General features: G+C 57.6%; 6 protein-coding genes. 4 read left to right on the top strand and 2 right to left on the bottom strand.

Features of this window, described 5'->3' with window-relative positions; genetic code table 11:
- The 3 genes from ABX749_RS21440 to ABX749_RS21430 form a co-directional block, all read left to right on the top strand.
- Positions 1 to 937: NAD-dependent epimerase/dehydratase family protein (locus tag ABX749_RS21440; RefSeq protein WP_372897778.1), on the top strand; the 937-nt coding region annotated here is incomplete at its 5' end.
- Between the two features lie 5 nt (positions 938 to 942).
- The gene (locus tag ABX749_RS21435; protein WP_372897777.1) at positions 943 to 1575 is read left to right on the top strand and encodes a vitamin K epoxide reductase family protein; all 633 of its coding nucleotides are present in this window, start codon (positions 943 to 945) and stop codon (positions 1573 to 1575) included.
- The gene (locus ABX749_RS21430; protein ID WP_372897776.1) at positions 1575 to 1922 is read left to right on the top strand and encodes a hypothetical protein; all 348 of its coding nucleotides are present in this window, start codon (positions 1575 to 1577) and stop codon (positions 1920 to 1922) included. Before ABX749_RS21435 ends, ABX749_RS21430 begins: the two co-directional genes overlap by 1 nt.
- 4 nt (positions 1923 to 1926) lie before the next feature.
- On the opposite strand, the gene ABX749_RS21425 is transcribed toward ABX749_RS21430, so the two are convergent.
- Positions 1927 to 3519, bottom strand: coding sequence for a glycosyl hydrolase (locus ABX749_RS21425; RefSeq protein ID WP_372897775.1), 1593 nt, complete (start codon positions 3517 to 3519; stop codon positions 1927 to 1929).
- Between the two features lie 493 nt (positions 3520 to 4012).
- On the opposite strand from ABX749_RS21425, the gene ABX749_RS21420 reads away from it, so the two are divergent.
- Positions 4013 to 4651 (top strand): phosphatidylcholine/phosphatidylserine synthase, encoded by a 639-nt coding sequence (locus ABX749_RS21420; RefSeq protein WP_372897779.1) that lies wholly within the window; start codon positions 4013 to 4015, stop codon positions 4649 to 4651.
- Between the two features lie 16 nt (positions 4652 to 4667).
- Here the strand turns inward: ABX749_RS21420 and ABX749_RS21415 are convergent.
- The coding region (locus ABX749_RS21415) for a diacylglycerol kinase family protein (RefSeq protein WP_372897774.1) at positions 4668 to 4987 on the bottom strand (320 nt) is incomplete at its 5' end.

Below are 4987 nucleotides of genomic sequence, written 5' to 3'. Positions count from 1 at the left end.
TGAGCCGCCGAAAAGCCACGCTAACGTCTATGACATCGAGTGCGACCTGACCAGCTACGAGAATGTGCGAGGCGCGGTCGCGGACGTTCGACGACGCACCGAGGGCAAGCTCGCCAGCGTCGTTCACCTGGCGGCGTACTACGATTTCTCCGGTGAAGACAGCGAAGCGTACGACGAAGTCACGGTCAACGGAACCGATCGATTGCTCAACGCGCTGGACGAGTTTGAACTGCAACAATTCATTTTCAGCAGCACGATGCTGGTGCACGAACCGTGTGAGCCGGGCCAACACATCGCTGAAAATGACCCGCTGTTGGCGAAGTGGCCCTATCCCGAAAGCAAAATCCGAACCGAACGGCTGATTCGTGAGGGTCACCCCGGCGTGCGATCCGTGTTTCTGCGGATCGCCGGCGTCTACACCGATTACGGGCGTCAACCAACCATCGTGCAGCAGATCAAGCGGATCTACGAAAAGGATTTTCAAAGCTATTTCTTTCCCGGCGATACCGAGACCGGACAATCGGCCGTTCACCTGGACGACGCGGTCGATGCGGTCGTGGCCACCGTCGAGCGTCGCGATCAGATCGAAGCCAAGACGGCCATCTTGATCGGCGAGCCGGATCCTCCCTCTTACGAAACGCTTCAAGATCAAATTGGGTGCCTGATTCATGGCAAGGAGTGGACGACACTGTGCGTTCCAAAACCGCTTGCGAAAGTCGGGGCGTCGGTCACCGACACGCTGTCCGATGGCGAAGCGTTCATCAAGCCGTTCATGGTCAACATGGCCGACGACCATTACGCACTCGATCTCTCGCGGGCTAAAGAACTGCTGGGCTGGGAACCCAAGCACCGGCTGATCGATCGCCTGCCGAAGATCATTGACGCGTTGAAACAAGATCCCGATCAGTGGTATCGCAAGAACGGTCTGAAACGATAACACCGATGTCGCACGCAACACTTCCTGTCGACGACTTGGACCGCAACGTCCCGCCCTATCAACACAACCCCTCGGCGTGGTCACAGCGAATCCCGATTTGCATCCTGGCGTTTGTCGCCGCAGCCATCTCCGCGCACCTTTCGATGTACCAGTGGGGGCTGATCGACACCGCCTGGGATCCTGTCTTTGGCAGTGGCACGGCCGAGGTCTTGAAGTCAAAAACGGCCACGCAGATGTATGCCATGATCGGCATTCACGATGCGGCGTTGGGAGTCTTGGCCTACCTGGGGGACGCCATTTTGGGTTTCGCCGGATCGACGCGCCGCTGGCAGTACCGCCCCTGGTTGGTGATCCTGTTCGGGATTGACGTGATTCCGCTGGGCATTGTCAGTGTCGTGTTGGTCTTGATCCAGGCGTCGATTATCGGTTCATGGTGCTTTCTGTGCCTGGTAACGGCGGCGATCTCGTTGATCCTCGTCTATTGGGCGTGGGATGAAGTCCGGGCGTCCCTGATGTACCTGTGGATTGTTTGGAAACAGAACCACGATTGGCGACTACTGTGGGATGCGTTTTGGGGCAATCGCTGCGAAGCGATCGATCACGCGGCGGAAACCTTGTTGTCGCGGGGGACTGCGTGATGTGGGGACGCGTCGTTGAGATCATGACCGCGGTGTGGTTGGCGGCCAGCCCGTTTGTCTTTCAGGTGCAAGGCAGCGAATCTTTTGTGCTGATCGATTCGTTGGCTGCGTTGCTGATTGTGATTCTGTCAGGGTTGTCGTACTGGCATCCGACCCGGCATGCGCACTTGCTGATCCTGGTCGTCGCGACCGGGCTGACGTTGTGGGGGCGTTTCGCAGATGCTCCCCCGCCACCGATTCACCAAAATCACATTGTCGTCGGTCTCTTTCTACTGATGATCGCCATCATCCCGAATGAAGCCTCACGCCCGCCCCACGCCTGGCGATCGCCTGCCGAATCGCATTGATCGGTCAGCCGCTGGCCAGATGTTCGTCGGTTTGATTTGGTGGTGCGAGTCGTTCCAATTGGATTTCGGAAACTCTTACTTTCGCCGTCTCCAAATAGACGCCCATCTTTCCCGTGTCAAAACTCTGATCGGCCAATGACAAAACGACTCGGCCATTGACCGACACTTCGATGTAGCTTCCGAAGACGATCAGCCGCACGGTGATGGCGTTGCGAACCTCGGTGTACCAGAAACCGGATTGCAGCGGTTGAAACTGCATCATCTGTTCGCCACTCCCGTCTTCACCGGTTCCCCAAGCCCGCAGCTGGGCGACGCCTTTGAGGATATCCAGTGAAAGATAGTACCCATCACGTGTTTCGGGATCGATGCGAAAGACCAGTCCGCACTTGCCGAGCCCCTGCATTTCCAACTTGGCTTGAAATCGAAAGTGGTCCAACCGGTCATCGAACAAGAAGGCTTGAAACCCACTTTCACAGGCCAGGTCCAGATGCCCGCCTTCGACGCGACACTCTCGCATCTGCGGCCCCACATCGTCGATCAGACTGTGAATACACTTCGCATCGAGTGGTTCTCGCAAGTATTGGTTGATGCCTTCGAACGTCACCGCTCGCAGCAATCCGTGTTCGTTCTTGACCAGACGTTTGGGCGGCGGCATCAAGTTTTCCGCCGTTCGGTCTTCCCGATTCATCGAATAGAAATTCCACAGCAACCATCCTTGATCGTCACGGCAGACTCGACCTGCATAGTTGCCTTGGGGCAGCAACACGTTGTCGTGATAGCTTTGCCAACGGTGGCCGATCTCGTCGGTGTGCCAGTAACGGATTTTTGCGTCTTCGCGAATACTACCGATCAAGTAATGATCGTCGTCGACGACGATCAAATTCGGCACTTCGATATCATCGTACAATCGCGGGTGATGCAGCGGCGGGTGCGCCACGAAATGGTTGGGTTCGACTTCCTTCATCAATGCGACGCAGCCGCGGCGCACGACCGGTCCCGTATTGACGCGTCCGGCCGCCATCAGCCAGCCATCGTTCCCATCATGATGGTAGAACGGATCGCGAAAACTGACCCAGTGTCGGCCCTCGGTGAGCGACGCTTCGTAATGCTTCGGATCCGGCTCCAACGGGAAACAACTCGTTGGATCAAACATCGCATGTCGGGCATCCGCGGACGTCGCCCGACTTTGCTGTAGCGCACGCTTGACACGCTCGGGGTCCCTTGGGCCGCGGTGATCCTCCCACCGGACCGGGGCCTTTTGCCAATGAAACAGATCGTCGCTGACCGCCATCCCCAACCGCTGAAAGTTGCCTTGATCGCGCCGCGACAGGCCGGTGTAGAACATCCGCCAGCGCCCGGGATGATAGGGATCGGGCGAAACATGCATCGTCCACAGCATCAAGTCGTCCCAACTGCCGGGATCGCCGATGAACAACGCGTTGTTGACTCTCCGCCAATTCAACGCGTCGGTGCTGACGGCGTGGGCGATAAAGTCGTGGTTGGGCAGGACGAGGTGGAACAAGTGGTACAGGCCGTCGTGAAACAAGACGTCCACGTCGCCGATCGTTTTTCTGCTGCCATCAGTTTCTGCAAACATGGTCAATAATGTACACCAACTCGGTCGCGACGCCCCACCCCAATTGCTCTGAAGCCGACTCGGCTCCGCAGCCCATCACAACTCACCGCTCGCATCGCGGTCTGCTCACATCGCGATCTGCTCGAAAATCCGTCGCGAGGGTCAATGAGCGACCGGCGGACGAGTGGAGAGACGCGCCTCTGCCGGCGCGGTCAAGGAAATCCGCCGTTGGCATGGGAACTGCTTTGGTTGGCTGCGGACTGCATCGAATCGCGCAGGGCGGTCGAGTCGTCGAGTTGCCAACCGACAGAAACACCTCCCCCCCGGGCGTCCGATCGACATTCAAGAATTCTTGCCCGCCTGGGAAGCACCCTTCCAACTCGATTTTGACGGTCACCACTGAAGAGAATGAAACGCGATCGTGATTAGCAAGTCAACGACATCTGATTTCGCATGGGCTTCTTACGGTGTCCACTTGCTGACTGCGTCGGGGATCGTCCCGGCAGGCCTGGCAATGGCCGAGATCGTTTCTCCAGACTGCGATCCACGAATCGTATTCGTCTACCTGTTGTTGACCAATGTGATCGACGCAATCGACGGTCCCTTGGCGAGGCGTTTCGAAGTCAAAACGCGAGCCCCGGCGTTCGACGGGCGGACGATTGATGATTTACTGGACTACCTCACCTTCGCGTTCATTCCGTTGATGTTGATCTGGCGGATGGATTGGCTGCCGCAGGGATGGGGTTGGACGGTCACGTTGGCGATGGGAAGCAGCTTGCTCGGATTCTCGCATCGCCACGCGAAAGACGAGGACGGCGGATTTTTTCGGGGCTTTCCATCCTACTGGAACATCTTTGCGTTCTACGCGGGGATTCTGTTCGTGTGGGGCGGCGGTTGGGCGGTGGCCTTCTTGATGTGGACGCTAAGCGTGATGACCCTCAGCCCGCTGCGATTCATCTATCCCAACCTGGCTCCAAGACGTTTGCGCAGAATTCTGCTCGGCGGAGCAGCGGGTTGGGTCGCGGTGATGCTCTTGATGCTGTATCCATACCCCCACCCGCCGGGATGGCTTACCCTGGTTTCATTGGTCTATCCGCTGTTTTACGTCGCCGCCTCGTGGCAACTGGCTTCCAGCCACGAGAGGACAACCTGATCGGGACGATCGTTTCCTAACCGAGTTCGGCCCGCTCGACATGGGATTGAAACTGCCTGCCGACAAACATTTTGATCGGCGCCGGCTCGACACAAAACCGGATTGGTTCCGCGTTTACGATTTCTCCGTCGAGTGTGAAACGCATCGACGGACTGGATCGCAGTTCTAGACGCTTGGCCTGTCGATGAATCACCTGATCACACTCCCCGAATGTTCCGGTCAGGTTGCGTGTCACAATCTCGGCCATGTCGGCGACCGTACCATCTTTGATCAAAACGATGTCTAACAATCCATCGGTCGGTGACGCCCAGGGAGCGACTTCGATCCGTCCTGCGT

This window comes from Stieleria sp. (assembly GCF_041595215.1).
Taxonomy (GTDB): domain Bacteria; phylum Planctomycetota; class Planctomycetia; order Pirellulales; family Pirellulaceae; genus Stieleria; species Stieleria magnilauensis.
This window is presented reverse-complemented; position numbering and strand designations above follow the sequence as displayed.